13 protein-coding genes and 1 tRNA gene are annotated in these 14,385 nt (G+C 34.2%); 10 read left to right on the top strand and 4 right to left on the bottom strand.

Annotated elements, in window-relative coordinates; all coding sequences use genetic code 11:
• The first annotated feature begins 85 nt into the window (after positions 1-85).
• Both GBH57_RS02465 and odhB read left to right on the top strand, forming a co-directional pair.
• Positions 86-2,830 (top strand): 2-oxoglutarate dehydrogenase E1 component, encoded by a 2,745-nt coding sequence (locus GBH57_RS02465; protein ID WP_151672464.1) that lies wholly within the window; start codon positions 86-88, stop codon positions 2,828-2,830.
• 124 nt (positions 2,831-2,954) lie between these two features.
• The gene (gene odhB / locus GBH57_RS02460; RefSeq protein ID WP_174844026.1) at positions 2,955-4,211 is read left to right on the top strand and encodes a 2-oxoglutarate dehydrogenase complex dihydrolipoyllysine-residue succinyltransferase; all 1,257 of its coding nucleotides are present in this window, start codon (positions 2,955-2,957) and stop codon (positions 4,209-4,211) included.
• Positions 4,212-4,541: 330 nt separating this feature from the next.
• On the opposite strand, the gene GBH57_RS02455 is transcribed toward odhB, so the two are convergent.
• Positions 4,542-4,976 carry a retropepsin-like aspartic protease family protein gene (locus GBH57_RS02455; protein WP_151672960.1) on the bottom strand — a complete coding sequence of 145 codons (435 nt, stop codon included), beginning with the start codon at positions 4,974-4,976 and terminating at the stop codon, positions 4,542-4,544.
• A gap of 47 nt (positions 4,977-5,023) precedes the next feature.
• Here GBH57_RS02455 and GBH57_RS02450 point away from each other — a divergent pair, with 47 nt between their 5' ends.
• The 8 genes from GBH57_RS02450 to GBH57_RS02415 all read left to right on the top strand — a co-directional run bounded on the left by GBH57_RS02450 (position 5,024) and on the right by GBH57_RS02415 (position 10,561).
• On the top strand, positions 5,024-5,788 hold the full coding sequence (locus GBH57_RS02450; RefSeq protein ID WP_151672959.1) for a TatD family hydrolase: 765 nt from the start codon (positions 5,024-5,026) through the stop codon (positions 5,786-5,788).
• A 12-nt stretch (positions 5,789-5,800) separates the two neighbouring features.
• Positions 5,801-6,835: an asparaginase gene (locus tag GBH57_RS02445; RefSeq protein WP_151672463.1), complete on the top strand. Its 1,035-nt coding sequence runs from the start codon at positions 5,801-5,803 to the stop codon at positions 6,833-6,835.
• A gap of 56 nt (positions 6,836-6,891) precedes the next feature.
• Positions 6,892-6,976 (top strand) — tRNA-Ser (locus GBH57_RS02440).
• A gap of 415 nt (positions 6,977-7,391) precedes the next feature.
• Positions 7,392-8,192, top strand: coding sequence for a MotA/TolQ/ExbB proton channel family protein (locus GBH57_RS02435; RefSeq protein ID WP_151672462.1), 801 nt, complete (start codon positions 7,392-7,394; stop codon positions 8,190-8,192).
• An 18-nt stretch (positions 8,193-8,210) separates the two neighbouring features.
• Positions 8,211-8,642, top strand: coding sequence for a hypothetical protein (locus tag GBH57_RS02430; RefSeq protein ID WP_151672461.1), 432 nt, complete (start codon positions 8,211-8,213; stop codon positions 8,640-8,642).
• 4 nt (positions 8,643-8,646) lie between these two features.
• Positions 8,647-9,255 carry an ExbD/TolR family protein gene (locus GBH57_RS02425; RefSeq protein ID WP_151672460.1) on the top strand — a complete coding sequence of 203 codons (609 nt, stop codon included), beginning with the start codon at positions 8,647-8,649 and terminating at the stop codon, positions 9,253-9,255.
• 11 nt (positions 9,256-9,266) lie between these two features.
• The gene (locus GBH57_RS02420) at positions 9,267-9,740 is read left to right on the top strand and encodes an ExbD/TolR family protein (RefSeq protein WP_151672459.1); all 474 of its coding nucleotides are present in this window, start codon (positions 9,267-9,269) and stop codon (positions 9,738-9,740) included.
• A gap of 89 nt (positions 9,741-9,829) precedes the next feature.
• Entirely contained in the window at positions 9,830-10,561 is a 732-nt protein-coding gene (locus tag GBH57_RS02415; RefSeq protein ID WP_151672458.1) for a porin family protein, read from the top strand.
• Here GBH57_RS02415 and GBH57_RS02410 read toward each other — a convergent pair.
• From GBH57_RS02410 to asnS, 3 genes are all read right to left on the bottom strand, one after another.
• Positions 10,556-11,161, bottom strand: a complete 606-nt coding sequence (locus GBH57_RS02410) for a hypothetical protein (protein ID WP_151672457.1) — start codon at positions 11,159-11,161, stop codon at positions 10,556-10,558. The genes GBH57_RS02415 and GBH57_RS02410 overlap by 6 nt on opposite strands.
• Positions 11,161-12,621 (bottom strand): RNA polymerase factor sigma-54, encoded by a 1,461-nt coding sequence (rpoN, locus tag GBH57_RS02405; protein WP_151672456.1) that lies wholly within the window; start codon positions 12,619-12,621, stop codon positions 11,161-11,163. The genes GBH57_RS02410 and rpoN overlap by 1 nt, the downstream gene beginning before the upstream one ends.
• A gap of 179 nt (positions 12,622-12,800) precedes the next feature.
• A complete protein-coding gene (asnS, locus tag GBH57_RS02400; RefSeq protein ID WP_151672455.1) occupies positions 12,801-14,243 on the bottom strand; it encodes an asparagine--tRNA ligase in 1,443 nt (480 codons plus the stop codon).
• Positions 14,244-14,385: the final 142 nt, after the last annotated feature.

Raw genomic sequence — 14,385 nt, 5'->3', positions numbered from 1 at the left:
CCATAAATATACGAATACCAAAGATGTATTTTTATCATTTTGTTGTATTTTTGCTTAGTTTTTTAAACACACCAGCGTTCCACATATGGATAAATATTCTTTTCTCAACGCCATTCACCCTGAGCAAATCTCAGAATTATACAATACGTACTTAAAGTTCCCTGATAGTGTAGAGCCAAGTTGGCGTGCATTTTTCCAAGGGTTTGACTTTGGTTTAGAGAGTGATTCACTTGAAGATTTAGGAGTTGAAATGGGGGCTAATATCCCACAAAACGTTCTAGACGAATTTAAAATAATTAAGTTAATTGATGGCTACAGAACTCGAGGGCATTTGTTTACTAAAACAAATCCAGTTCGAGAGCGTCGTAAATATTCACCTACTTTAGGTTTAGAGAATTTCGGATTAAGTGATTCGGATTTACAATCAGAATTTGAAGCAGGATCAATTTTAGGACTAGGTAAAACTACCTTAGCTAATATAGTTAAGCATCTTGAAAGTATTTATTGTGAGTCAATAGGTATTGAATATATGTATATCCGTAATCCAGATGAGATTAAATGGATTCAGAATTGGCTTAATAAAAATGACAATCATCCGCAATATGACGGAGATCAAAAAAAGCAAATTCTTAAAAAATTAAACCAAGCACTTTCGTTTGAAACCTTCTTACATTCTAAATATGTAGGGCAAAAACGTTTTTCAATAGAAGGAGTAGATGCATTAATTCCTGGACTTGATACTTTAATGGAACAAGGTGCAGAGCAAGGCGTTGAACAGTTTGTGGTGGGTATGGCTCACCGTGGACGTTTAAATGTTTTGACAAATATATTTGGTAAAGCGCCAGAGAAAATCTTTAGTGAATTTGACAGCAAGGAATACGATGAAGCTGAATTATTCGATGGAGATGTAAAATATCACATGGGATGGACTAGTTTTAGAGAAACTAATGGTGGTAAAAAGGTGCGTATGGACCTTGCGCCTAATCCCTCTCACCTAGAAACAGTAAACGCTGTTGTAGGAGGTATTTCTAGAGCAAAATTAGATAATGAACTAGGTGGTGACGAGAAAAAGTTAATACCTATATTAATACACGGTGATGCAGCAATTGCAGGACAAGGTGTTGTGTATGAGTTTGTGCAAATGGCACAACTTGAAGGTTATAGAACTGGAGGTACAATACACGTTGTTGCAAATAACCAAGTTGGTTTTACTACTAACTATTTAGATGCTAGGTCATCAACATACTGTACTGACATTGCTAAAGTTACATTGTCACCAGTATTACATGTTAATGCAGATGATGTAGAAGCAGTATGTCACGCTTTTACTTTTGCATTAGATTTTAGAATGGAATTTGGTCGCGATGTTTTCATTGATATTTTAGGATATAGAAAATATGGTCATAATGAAGGAGACGAACCTCGTTTTACGCAACCTAAATTATATAAAGCTATATCTAAACATGAAAACCCAAGAGATATTTATGCTAAGAAATTAGCAGCTCAAGGTGTTATTGAAAAAGGATACGTAAAATCGTTAGAAGTTGCTTATAAAGAAGACTTAGAAAATGATCTAGAAGCATCTCGTAAAAAAGATAAAACAGTTATTACTCCTATTGGGGCAGATGACTGGGACGGTTACAAATTAGGTGCTGTTGATGATATTTTAGAGAAAGCTGATACAACTTTTCCTATTAAAAAGTTAGATGTAATTGCTGAAGGAATTACTAAGTTGCCAACAGACAAAAAATTTATACGTAAAATTCAGCGTATAATTGATGATAGAAACAAGCGTTACACAGAAACAAATGAACTTGATTGGGCAATGGGTGAATTATTAGCCTATGCAACATTGATGGAAGAAGGTTTTGATGTTCGTATGTCCGGGCAAGATGTTGAAAGAGGAACATTTTCTCATAGACATGCCGTGATTAAAACCGAAGATGACGCTGAGGAAATCAATCTACATAATAGATTAGGTGTAGATGGTAAATTTCATATTTACAACTCGCTTTTATCAGAATATGCTGTGGTAGGTTTTGATTATGGATATGCAATGGCAGCTCCTAAAACACTTACAATTTGGGAAGCGCAATTTGGAGATTTCTCAAATGGTGCTCAAATAATGCTAGATCAATATATAAGTGCAGCAGAAGCAAAGTGGAAAACACAAAACGGACTTGTAATGTTGCTTCCTCATGGGTATGAAGGTCAAGGAAGTGAGCACTCTAGCGCACGTATGGAGCGCTACTTACAGTTATGTGCACGTAATAATATGATTATGGCAGATGTTACAACACCTGCAAATTTTTATCATTTACTACGACGCCAGATGAAGTGGAATTTCAGAAAGCCTTTAGTCGTTTTTACTCCTAAAAGTTTATTGCGTCACCCTAAAGTAGTCTCAACAAAAGAAGAATTGGCCACTGGAAGTTTCCAAGAAACATTTGATGATACTTACGTAACTAAAAAGAACGTAACTTCACTTGTATTTTGTACAGGTAAGTTTTATTACGACTTAATAGAAAGAAGAGAGGAAAACGGAAGAGATGATGTAGCAATAGTTCGTATTGAGCAATTGTTCCCACTTCCTACGGAGCAATTAAAACAAATTATTGAAACATATCCAGAGGGTATCGATTATGTTTGGGCCCAGGAAGAGCCTAAAAATATGGGAGCTTGGGGTTATATGCTAATGAATTTTGATTTTATTAAATTGCGTCTAGCTTCGCGAAGAGTTTATAGTGCTCCAGCAGCTGGAAGTAGTACGCGTTCAAAAGCAAGACATAAAAATGTAATTGATGCAGTTTTTGATGCATCTAAAGAATAGTAATTGATTAAAATTTCAGAAGAACTTTATAACTTCGGAAATTTTAAAGGTATTACACATAGTCAATAAAATAGGTAATAGTTATTTGCGAAAGCAAGAACATAATAACAATAGTATGTTAGAAATGAAAGTTCCCTCACCGGGAGAATCGATCACAGAAGTTGAAATAGCACAATGGCTTGTTGAAGACGGCGATTATGTTGAAAAAGACCAAGCAATTGCTGAAGTTGATAGTGATAAAGCAACCTTAGAGCTACCTGCTGAAGCTAGTGGAATAATAACACTTAAAGCTGAAGAAGGCGATGCTGTTGCTGTAGGTGCTGTTGTTTGTTTAATTGATACAGATGCTGAAAAACCAGGAGGTAAGGATGCAGATGATATTAATACCTATGAAAATGCTGGAGATGAGCAAGGCGAAACAAATGCTGCTCCAGATTTAGATAAAGCAAAAGCTGAGGCAAAACAAACAAATGTAAAGGCTGCTCCTATTACAGAGAAAACGTACGCGAGTGGAACACCTTCACCTGCTGCTAAGAAAATTCTTGATGAAAAAGGGGTCGATAGTAAAACTGTATCAGGATCTGGTAGAGATGGTCGCATAACTAAAAATGATGCTGTTAATGCTGTACCTTCTATGGGGACTGCAGGAACTGGTGGTCGTGGATCTTACAGAACTAAATTATCGATGTTGCGTCGTAAAGTTGCTGAACGTTTAGTAGAAGCTAAAAACACAACTGCTATGTTAACAACCTTTAACGAGGTTGATATGTCGCCTATTTTTGAGCTAAGAAAACAATACAAAGAAACTTTTAAAGAAAAGCACGGTGTAGGTTTAGGCTTTATGTCTTTCTTTACTTTAGCGGTTGTAAGAGCTTTAGAGCTTTATCCAGCAGTTAATAGTATGATTGATGGAAAAGAAATGCTAACTTTTGATTATAAAGATATTTCAATTGCGGTTTCTGGACCTAAAGGATTAATGGTTCCAGTAATGCGTAATGTGGAAAATTTATCTTTTAGAGGAGTAGAAAGCGAAGTAAAACGTCTTGCAATTCGTGCACGTGATGGTCAAATTACTGTAGATGAAATGACAGGTGGTACTTTTACAATCTCTAACGGAGGTGTATTTGGATCAATGTTATCTACACCTATTATAAACCCACCACAATCTGGAATTTTAGGAATGCATAACATTGTTGAAAGACCAATTGTAAGAAATGGTGAAATTGTAATAGCGCCAATTATGTTTGTAGCTTTAAGTTATGATCATCGTATTATTGACGGTAAGGAGTCTGTAGGTTTCTTAGTAGCAGTTAAAGAAGCGTTAGAAAACCCAGTTGAAATTTTAATGGGTGGTGATATCAAGAGAGCTTTAGAGCTTTAGTGATTAATAAATAGAATTAAAAAAGCCCTTGTTATAAAGTTAACAAGGGCTTTTTATGTTTTAAAAGATGTCTAAATTATTATCGACAGCACATTTAGCGCGATAATACATATTGTAGATATAACTAGTATATAAAAATAAATATTAGCCCGTCCTCCAGTTCCAAATGTATTGTTGTTATGATTTATGTCCTTTAACATATTGTAAAGTAAATAAATTTGAATCTCATAGATATACGTGGTTCTACGCATTTTTATAATCGAAACGCTATTTAGGGGTATTTACCTGTTTAGTAATTGTTTGTAGGATTGTTATTAAAAATTAAAATGGCTATTTTAAATACATACAGTTTCGTCCGTAATCTATTACTGCTCGTTTATTTTTCAAAAAATCGGCTCCTAAAATCCCATGAGTAGTTAAAGTGTCCACTTGCAATAATGCTTCATTTACATGGGAAAGGTCAAAAATAACAAAGGACATATCTGTTATTGTTCTTGACCCTATTTTAAGAAGATTGTTTTCAGTGCTTTTGGTTTTCATTCCTGTCGCTCCTGCACCAGCTGCTAAAACATCGCTTTCTTCTGATGTTAAAGAAAAATGCGATATAAATTTTTCTCCAATACAGCTTGTTGAAGCACCTGTATCGATTATAAAAATTGCTTTTACACCGTTTAGTTTAACCTTACTGTAGTAATGACCCGTGGCCATTTTTCTTAAAGGTACTCGGTCAAATCCTTTTTCTTCTAATAATGCTCTCAATTGCACTCGCTTTTTTGACAAAGATAGCAAACAAAATTCCTAGCTTTGCAGCAATGTTGACAGATACACATACACACCTATATAGCGAATCTTTTGATGAAGATCGTGAAATCATGATGCAAAGGGCTCTCGATGCCGGAGTAAAGCGTTTTTTTATTCCTGCGATAGACTCAAATTATGCAGAGGCAATGTTTGATTTAGAAAAAGCATATCCTGATAATGTGCATTTAATGATGGGCTTGCATCCAACTTCGGTAAAAGAAAATTACAAAGAAGAGCTTCAATTTGTAACATCTCAATTTAAATGCCGAAATTTTATTGGTGTTGGAGAAATTGGGATTGATTTATATTGGGATAAATCTACATTAGGAATACAACAAGAAGCTTTTAGATATCAAATACAATTAGCTAAAAAATACAAACTGCCTATTGTAATTCATTGCAGAGATGCTTTTGATGAAGTTTTTGAAGTTTTAGAAAGTGAAAAGTCTCCAAAATTATTCGGAATTTTTCATTGTTTTACAGGAACTTTAGAGCAGGCTCACAAGGCTATAAGCTATAATATGAAATTGGGAATAGGAGGGGTTGTAACTTTTAAGAATGGTAAAATAGATACATTTTTAAATCAAATTCCACTTTCAGAAATTGTTTTAGAAACAGATTCGCCTTATCTAAGTCCAGTGCCTTATAGAGGAAAAAGAAATGAAAGTAGTTACCTAGCTTTAATTTGTAAGAAGGTTGCAGAAATTTATAGTATTTCAGAAGAAAAAGTTGCCGAAATTACAACGCAAAACTCAAAAGATATATTCTCTATTTAATCCCCAATAACTATGGCGCAATCATTTCCTAAAATATTATTGATTTACACTGGTGGTACCATTGGGATGATAAAAGATTTTGAAACAGGATCGTTACGTAATTTCAATTTCGATGAACTATTACAGCACATCCCAGAATTAAATCTTTTAGACTGTGAGATTGCAACACATAGTTTTGATGAGCCTATAGATAGTTCTAATATGAATCCTAAGTACTGGATTCAACTTGCAACTGTTATTGATCAACGGTATGATGAATTTGATGGATTTGTAGTTTTACACGGAAGTGATACTATGTCATATACCGCAAGTGCTTTAAGTTTTATGTTAGAGAATTTAAGTAAACCTGTTATTTTTACAGGCTCTCAATTGCCAATAGGTGATTTGCGAACAGATGCTAAAGAAAATTTAATTACATCAATTCAATTAGCTGCATTGTGTGAAAAAGGTAAGCCTGTAGTCACTGAAGTGGGGTTGTACTTTGAGTATAAGTTATACAGAGCAAACCGAACAACTAAAATTAATGCCGAGCATTTTGAAGCATTTGCATCATTAAATTATCCAGCACTTGCTGAAAGTGGTGTGCATCTTTCAGTTAATTATGCTGCTTTGTTGCCTGCTAATGAAAATTTACCGTTAATAGTTCATACAGAATTAGCAGAGGATATATTACTAATAAAGATGTTTCCTGGTATAAACGAGAAAACTATAAAGCATATGTTTTCTTACCCTAATATAAAGGGGTTAATTCTGGAAACCTACGGAAGTGGAAATCTAACCACTGAAAAATGGTTTATTAAGTTGCTAAAAGAAGTGCTAGATAAAGGAGTGCCTGTAATTAACGTAACTCAATGTTCTGGAGGTAGTGTTGCGATGGGACACTATGAAACTAGTGTAGCGTTGAAAAATATGGGTGTAATTAGTGGTAAGGACATTACTACAGAAGCTGCACTAGCAAAGTTGATGTATTTGTTAGAAAGAAGAAATGAGATATTAGATTTTAAATCGGCTTTTGAAACTCCTCTAAGAGGAGAAATGAATTTATAATTCAACGTTATCTTTTTTCTGAAAATACTATTTTCCCGTTATTTGCACAAATAATTAGAAAGGTGGCCGAGTGGCTTAAGGCGCACGCCTGGAAAGCGTGTATACGGCAACGTATCGAGGGTTCGAATCCCTTCCTTTCTGCATAGAAAACCTACATTACTATAATGTAGGTTTTCTTTATTTTAGACACTTATTGGTAGTTTTAGGTATTATTTAAAGCAATTATCTAAAAAAAAACTATAAATATATGGACGCTTGTAATTTGATTGTGTTTGTAAAATAGAGGTGTTGTGTGGGAGCAATTGTCATTTATTAGGTTTTTCTCATCACCTATTCATATAATGTGAGTGCTTATTATGCTTGAATTAGGAGATATTTAGCAAAAATCTTGTTTTGTTAAATGTGACGATAAATAGCTATAAATGAATAGTTACCAATGTTACCTAAATATTAAATTAAAATAAATGTAAGTGGATTCACTATATTCTTGCTGAATACATAATTATTTTTATATCTTTAAAACCTTAAACTAAAATCAAACTTTAAGTCGATAGCAATGAAAAAATTATTTTCTATTATGGCAATTGCCGCACTTGTATTTGCGGGATCTTTAACTGCAAACGCTGCAGCATTAAACGCGCCAACAAACACTAACTCATTAGTTGAAGCTTCAACTGTGACATTTGTTCAAGATGAAGATGCATCAGCAGACACAGAAGAACTAGGATGGCACCAAGCTGCAAAACAACGTTTTATCCAAGGGGGACCTGGATTTATGGGTATTGTATTATTATGTTTAATCTTAGGATTAGCAATGGCAATTGAGAGAATTATTTTCTTAAACCTATCTACAACAAATACTACTAAATTAGCTCAGAACGTTGAAGACGCACTTAACAGTGGTGGAATCGAAGCTGCTAAAGAAGTTTGTCGTAACACTAAAGGACCAGTAGCATCAATATACTATCAAGGTCTTGACCGTGCAGATGAAAGCATCGAAGCTGCTGAAAAAGCAGTAGTTGCTTACGGTGGAGTTCAAATGGGACAATTAGAGAAGAATGTTTCTTGGATCTCATTATTTATCGCTCTTGCTCCTATGCTTGGTTTCATGGGTACAGTAATCGGGATGATTGTTGCCTTTGATAAAATTGAAGCAGCTGGAGATATGAACCCGTCATTAGTAGCCGGTGGTATTAAAGTAGCACTTTTAACAACAGTATTTGGATTGATCGTAGCGATTATCCTTCAAATCTTTTATAATTACATTATTGCTAAAATTGATAGCATTGTAAACAGTATGGAAGATGCATCAATCACTTTGATTGATATGCTAGTAGACTACAAAAACAAAAAATAATATTAAAACCACCTAATAATGGCTTTACATAAAATAACTAAAATTATAGCACTTATTCTTGGTGTAGCCGGTGTCATCTTTTGGGGGATGCTAGTTGCTAAGGGTGATGAAGCTATTCGCGACAGTGGCGGAGAAGGTCTAGATATGATACTATATGTAGCATATTTAATCTTTGCTATTGTATGCTTTGCAGTACTAGTCTTTGTAGTTAAAGGAGTATTTCAGGGAGATATTAAGAAAACGCTTATTTCAATTGGTGCTGTAGCACTAATCGTTGTAATATCGTACGTTCTTGCAGAAGGAACAGAATCATTAACAAAAGATGGTGAGATAGTAACTGCTCAAACATCTAAATGGATTGGTACTGGACTTTATGCTTTCTACATAATGGCAATATTAGCTATTGCTTCAATGGTTTTTAGCGGAGTGAAAAAATTAACAACAAGATAATAATATGGCTAGAAGAGCAACACCAGAGGTGAATGCTGGGTCGATGGCTGACATCGCTTTCCTTTTGCTTATCTTTTTCTTAGTAACAACTACTATTGAAAAGGATAAAGGGATTGCGCGTCAATTGCCACCGGATCAGCCAGATAATGTTGACCCTCCTTTATTTAAAGAAAAAAATATCTTTATTGTAAATGTTAATAAAGACAATCAATTACTTGTTGAAAGTGAATTGATGGATCTTAAAGATTTACGACAAGAAGCTATTGCTTTTTTAGATAATGGTGGAGATGGAACTTGTACCTACTGCAAAGGTAGGAGAGACCCTGCTTCTTCAGATAATCCAAACAAAGCGGTGATTTCTGTACAGAATGACAGAAACACTGATTACAAAACATATATAGCTGTACAGAATGAATTAGTAGCAGCATATAATTTTTTAAGAGATCGTGAATCACAACGACTTTTTGGCTGGAAATATACCGAAGTAAAGAAAGCTCTTGATGAAGGAGATTACAAAGGTAATGAGGATGCAGCTATGGATAAGATTAAGCAGATTCAAGATATGGTTCCTTTGAAACTTTCTGAAGCAGAGCCAAAGAAATCAGGTAAATAAAAATAGAGCACATGTCAAAGTTTAAAAAGAAAAAAGGCGGTGAGTTACCAGCGGTGAATACAGCATCTCTTCCAGATATTGTATTTATGTTATTATTTTTCTTTATGGTTGTAACCGTTTTGAGAAAAGATAATTTGCTTGTAAAACAAGAGCTTCCTAAAGCTGATCAAGTTGAGAAACTTAAAAAGGACCGTTCTGTTTATATCTATGCCGGAAAGCCAAGTTCACGCTATGCTGAAAAGTATGGTACGGAAGGTAAAATTCAAATAGGTGATAAATTTGCTGATGTAAAGTCATTGCAATTTGCATTAACAGAAGAACGCCAGAAATTACTTCCTGAACTACAGAATAGTGTTGTTGTTGCCCTTAAAATTGATGGTGAAACTAACACTGGTCTTGTAACAGATATTAAAGAAGAACTTAGAAAATTAAATATGGTTAAAATTATCTATATCACTTCTCCAGGGAATGAATTAGAAAACTAATCTATTTCTAAGTAACTATTAAAACGTCTTTTCTTTTTAGGAAAGACGTTTTTGTTTTATAGCTTTTTAAAATAAAGTATCTTTATACAATGCTTCACAAAAAACACATATTAATAATTCTGGCTGTTTTTTACTTTTTTTATGGATTTTCTCAAAGTCCTAATGAAAATGATTTTGCAATCTCAAAGGATAGTGTATCTATACTAGATTCTAAATACCGCGAAGATCAGTTTTATCTTGGAGTTACTTATAATCTATTATTAAATAAACCTGGCGATGCTCGCTCTAACGGCTTAACAGGTGGATTGAGTTTTGGTTATTTGCGCGATATGCCCTTAAATAAAAGGCGTAATATAGCTGTTGCTGTTGGTTTAGGGATATCGTTTGATGAATATGGTAACACTTTGTTTATTGGTGAAGATTCAAATGAGCAGTCTATATTTACAGTTATTGATGAAGAAAGTATTGATTATGATAGAAATAGATTTAGTACCTCAAGTCTTGAAGTTCCATTCGAATTTAGGTGGAGATCTTCTACTGCAGATACCTACCGTTTTTGGCGCGTTTATGCTGGAGTACGATTAGGCTATGTTTATTGGTATAAATCTAGTTTTAAGCAAACAGACAATAATATTAATCAAACAGATATCCCTGAGTTCGATAAACTGCGTTTAGGGGCGACTTTTTCGTTTGGGTATAATACGGTAAACTTCTACGCATATTATGGCTTAAATCCTTTCTTTACTGATGCAGTGACTACTCAAGGAGATGCTGTTGATGTAACAACGTTGAAGTTAGGATTACTCTTCTATTTTTTATAACCAATATGGGAACAATACAAGTTGTGGTATTAATCCTATAAAAAAGCCAATAACTAATTCAGGATTTGTATGTGAGTTTGTATGCAGTCTTGAAGTTGCTACAAGCCCATTTAAAATAGCGAAGATTGAAATTCCTATTAATAGATTGATGTTAAAGTGTATGCTCAATCCCATCAAAAACATTGAAACTCCCGATATTGCCATTTGATGTAAGCTAGCCTTAACCTTAAATAGTGCCAGGAAAAGTGCTGTCAGCGAGGTAAATAATATTCCTACAAAAAAGTAATACAATTCAATATCATCATAGGTTCTAAAAACCATTTTCAAAATTAATAGTATTAGAAGCACTTGTATCATTAATGGGTATTTCCGCTCTGCGACATTTTCTAAATGTATAGAGTTGATAACCTTTAAATTCTTTAAAAGGAAGAAAGAAATAATTGGTATAAAGATAGTAATGATGATAACCGCCATAAGCTTAGCTATCATAAACTGTGGTTCTATAAATCTAGGTGATGTGAAAAAATAGCACAATACACCTGTAATTGGCATAAAGAGAGGGTGAATAATGTAAGCGACACTTTTTAAAAAGGTATTCATCAAATCTCTTTTCTAAGTCTTGCAACTGGTAAGTCTAATTGCTCCCTGTATTTAGCTACTGTTCTACGAGCTATAGGGTATCCTTTCTCTTTTAGGATCCCAGCAAGTTTATCATCAGTTAGAGGTTTGCGTTTGTTTTCTTCTCCAATAGTGATTTCAAGAATTTTTTTAATTTCTCTAGTAGAAACATCTTCTCCTTGATCATTTTTCATGGATTCACTAAAAAACTCTTTGATGAGTTTAGTTCCATAAGGTGTGTCTACGTATTTGCTATTTGCTACACGAGATACGGTAGAGATGTCCATGTTAATTGTGTCTGCAATATCTTTTAAAATCATTGGTTTCAAGTTACGCTCATCACCAGTTAAGAAATAAGCTTCTTGACGGTGCATAATAGCGTTCATTGTAACAAATAAGGTTTGTTGTCTCTGTTTTATAGCTTCGATAAACCACTTTGCAGCATCTAATTTCTGCTTAATAAACATTACAGCATCTTTCTGTGATTTAGACTTTTCCTTAGTCTCCTTGTATCCTTTTAGCATATTAGTATACTCACGAGATACATGTAATTCCGGAGCATTTCGGCCATTAAGGGTTAAGTCTAACTTTCCGTCAATAATTTTAATTGCAAAATCTGGAACTACGTGTTCAACCATTCGAGTACCGCTTGAAATAGTTCCCCCTGGTTTAGGGTTCAGACTTTCAATTTCGTGAATAGCATCACGAAGTTGATCTTCAGTAATATCAAATTTAGCAAGTAGTTTTTTATAGTGTTTTTTAGAAAAATGTTCAAAAGCATCATCTAATAATGCAATCGCTAAAGTAACTGATGGAGTATGTTCTTTACGTTCAAGTTGTAACAATAAACATTCTTGTAGATCTCGAGCGCCTACACCTGCTGGATCTAAATCTTGTACTTTTTTAAGAACGTTAAGTACTTTCTCGTTGGTTGTGTATATGTTTTGTGTAAACGCAAGGTCGTCAACGATATCAGCTATTTCACGGCGGATATATCCGCTTTCATCAACACTGCCAACTAAAAATAAAGCAATCTCTTTTTCATCTTCTTTAAGGCGATATGTGTTAAGCTGTGCCATTAAATGTTGTGTAAATGAAATACCTGATGCGTACGGCATATTCGTTTCTTCGTCATCTGCACTGTAGTTGTTAGCCGAAAGCTTATAACTTGGTGTTTCGTCATCACTTAAATAATCGTCTACATTTATGTCAGTTTCAATAACTTCGGTTCCGTCGTCATAATCATCTTGATAATCATCATTAATATCTTCATCAAACTTTTCAGCTTCCTCTTTACCACCTTCTAATGCAGGGTTTTCGTTCATTTCTTGCGAAATGCGCTGCTCAAATGCCTGCGTAGGTAGTTGAATTAACTTCATCAACTGTATTTGTTGTGGAGATAACTTTTGAGATAATTTAAAAGAAAGATTCTGTTTTAACATTTTGATTATTTACTTTTTATAAAGTTAAAAAAAATCCAGCTACCAATGTGATTATGGTGCTGGATTTAGTAAAAGATTATCAATTTAAAATATTTAGTTAATAAGTTGAAAATCAGAATAATAAACTATATATTGTTTTTTGTCTAATTTGCCTTTATAAATATTGCGGTTACTGAATACTAAAACTCAGCATTCCCCGGTGTACGAGGATAAGGAATTACATCTCTAATATTACCCATTCCTGTCGCGAAAAGTACGAGGCGTTCAAAACCTAATCCAAACCCACTGTGAGTACAGGTTCCAAATTTACGCAAGTCTAGATACCAAGAAAGCTCTTCTTCACTAATATCCATTGCTTGCATTTTCTGTTTAAGAACATCGTAACGTTCTTCACGTTGAGATCCACCTACAATTTCACCAATACCAGGGAATAATACATCCATTGCTCTAACGGTTTTTTCATCTTCGTTTAAGCGCATATAGAATGCTTTAATTGTTGCTGGGTAATCAAATAATATAACGGGGCATTTAAAATGTTTTTCAACTAGAAAACGCTCGTGTTCACTTTGTAAGTCAGCACCCCATTCTTCAATGATATATTTAAATTTCTTTTTCTTGTTTGGCTTGCTGTTTTTAAGGATATCGATAGCCTCAGTATAACTTACTCGCTTAAAGTTATTGTCAACAACAAAGCTTAATTTGTCGCGAAGTGTCATTTCTTGACGCTCTGCTTGTGGCTTAGCTTTGTCCTCTTGAAGTACTCTATTTTCAAGAAACTCTAAATCATCCTGGCAATTATCAAGTACATACTTAAGTACGTATTTGATAAAATCTTCAGCAAGATCCATATTGTCATTTAAGTCATTAAAAGCAACCTCTGGTTCAATCATCCAAAATTCAGCTAGGTGTCTAGATGTGTTGCTGTTTTCAGCTCTAAACGTTGGTCCAAAAGTATATACTTTACCAAGGCCCATTGCATACGTTTCAGCTTCAAGCTGACCACTTACAGTTAGGTTCGTTTCTTTTGCGAAAAAATCTTCTTTATAATTAACATTTCCGTCGTCATCAAGAGGTGGATTTTTAGGGTCTAAAGCCGAAACTTTAAACATTTCTCCAGCACCTTCTGCATCACTTCCTGTAATAATTGGCGTGTGCATATAGTAAAAGCCATTTTCTTGAAAATATTTATGTACTGCGAACGATAGTTTAGAACGCATACGCATTACGGCACCAAAAGTATTTGTACGTACTCTTAAATGTGCTTGCTCACGTAACTTTTCTAAACTGTGTCTTTTAGGGGATAAAATTGTAAGCTTAACTTCTTCAGGGTCTGCTTCGCCTAAAATAGTAATTTTAGAAGTTTGTACTTCTACGCTTTGCCCTTGCCCTTGACTTTCAACTAAAGTTCCAGTAACTTCAATTGCAGCACCCGTTGTAACTTTCTTTAACGTTTCTTCATCAAAATTTTCAAAATCTACTACACATTGAAGGTTTTTTATGGTAGATCCATCATTAACGGCAATAAAGCGGTTACTCCTAAAAGAGCGAACCCATCCTTTAATGGTAATTTCGTGTAATGAGGCCTCCTTGGCTAATGCGTGTACTATTTCGGTGTGTTTCATGATTGTTCTTTTGAAACACCAAAGATACTTTTTAATTCAGAAATTTGAAATTGGATTTGACCTATTTCCGAAGAACTAAAAAGAGTTGCTTTTTTTGTATTAAGCAATAAATTGGTCGTCATTAAAATAATAATAATTAAGT

The sequence above is a fragment of the Patiriisocius marinus genome (assembly GCF_008974325.1).
In the GTDB taxonomy this organism is placed as follows: Bacteria; Bacteroidota; Bacteroidia; order Flavobacteriales; family Flavobacteriaceae; genus Patiriisocius; species Patiriisocius marinus.
This window is presented reverse-complemented; position numbering and strand designations above follow the sequence as displayed.